The sequence below is a fragment of the Actinomadura sp. WAC 06369 genome (assembly GCF_003947565.1).
Classification (GTDB): Bacteria; Actinomycetota; Actinomycetes; order Streptosporangiales; family Streptosporangiaceae; genus Spirillospora; species Spirillospora rifamycini.
In genome coordinates, this window is record NZ_QHJN01000381.1 from 1 (window position 1) to 1,076 (window position 1,076).

Sequence of the window (1,076 nt, forward strand, 5' to 3'; positions counted from 1 at the left end):
CCCGAACGCGACGTCAGCACCACACGGGCGGCATCATGCTCGGCCAGCCAAGGGCCAATGCACACACCGATCGAGCCGGTGCCGCCGGTCAGCAGAACCGTCCCACGCGGCGACCACGACTCCGGCTCCGACCGCCGAGGCTCGGCACGGACCAGACGACGCAGAAACGTCCCCGAGCCCCGCACCGCGACCTGATCCTCGACACCCTCGGCGAGGACCCGGACGAGCCGCGCACCGGCCTCGCCGTCCACCACCGGCGGCAGATCGACCAAGCCGCCCCACCGGTCCGGGTGCTCCAACCCCACCGTCCGACCGAAACCCCACACCTGCGTCTGCGTCGGACTCGTCGTCACCTCGTCCGGACCAACGCTCACCGCACCCCGAGTCAGCACCCACACCGGCGCCTCGACACCGGCCCGACCCAGCACCTGCACCAAGGCGAGGGTGTCGACACCGCCCCGGGGCACCCACGGGTACTGCGCATCCGCCGACTCGTCGAACGCCAGCAGCGACACCACACCGCTCAGGTCAGCAGATGCGGCCACCGCCTCCTCGACATCGTCCAAGTTCGTCCGCATCACCTCGGCACCGTGGCCGGAGAGGGCGTCGGCGATCACAGACGCGTCAGGGCTCTCACCGACCAGCAGCCAGGTGCCCGACAACGCGGGGACGCCGCTCCCCTTTGCCGGCCGCCAGGTGATCCGGTACCGCCAATCGTCCGCCGAAACCTTGCCCCGCCCCGACGTCGGCGACTCCGGCCAGAACCGTCGCCGCTGGAACGCGTACGTCGGCAGGTCCACAGTGCTGCCGCGGTCGACAAGGCCCGCCCAGTCCACGGGAGCGCCCTGGACATATGCCTCGGCGAGCGAGGTCAGCAGGCGGTCAGCGCCACCTTCTTCGCGGCGCAGTGTCCCGACCACCACCGGCGCCTGGTCTTCGAGACTCTCGGCGATGGCCGGGGTGAGGACGGGGTGCGGGGACGATTCGACGAACACCCCATGCCCCGACTCGCCCAGGACCCGGATCGCGCGATCGAACTCGACCGTCTCGCGCAGGCTCGCGTACCAGTACTCCGG

At 71.1% G+C, this 1,076-nt stretch carries 1 protein-coding gene; it reads right to left on the reverse strand.

Annotated features, from left to right (window positions below; translation table 11 throughout):
- Positions 1-1,076: beta-ketoacyl reductase (locus DMH08_RS39575; protein WP_125621421.1), on the reverse strand; the 1,076-nt coding region annotated here is incomplete at both ends.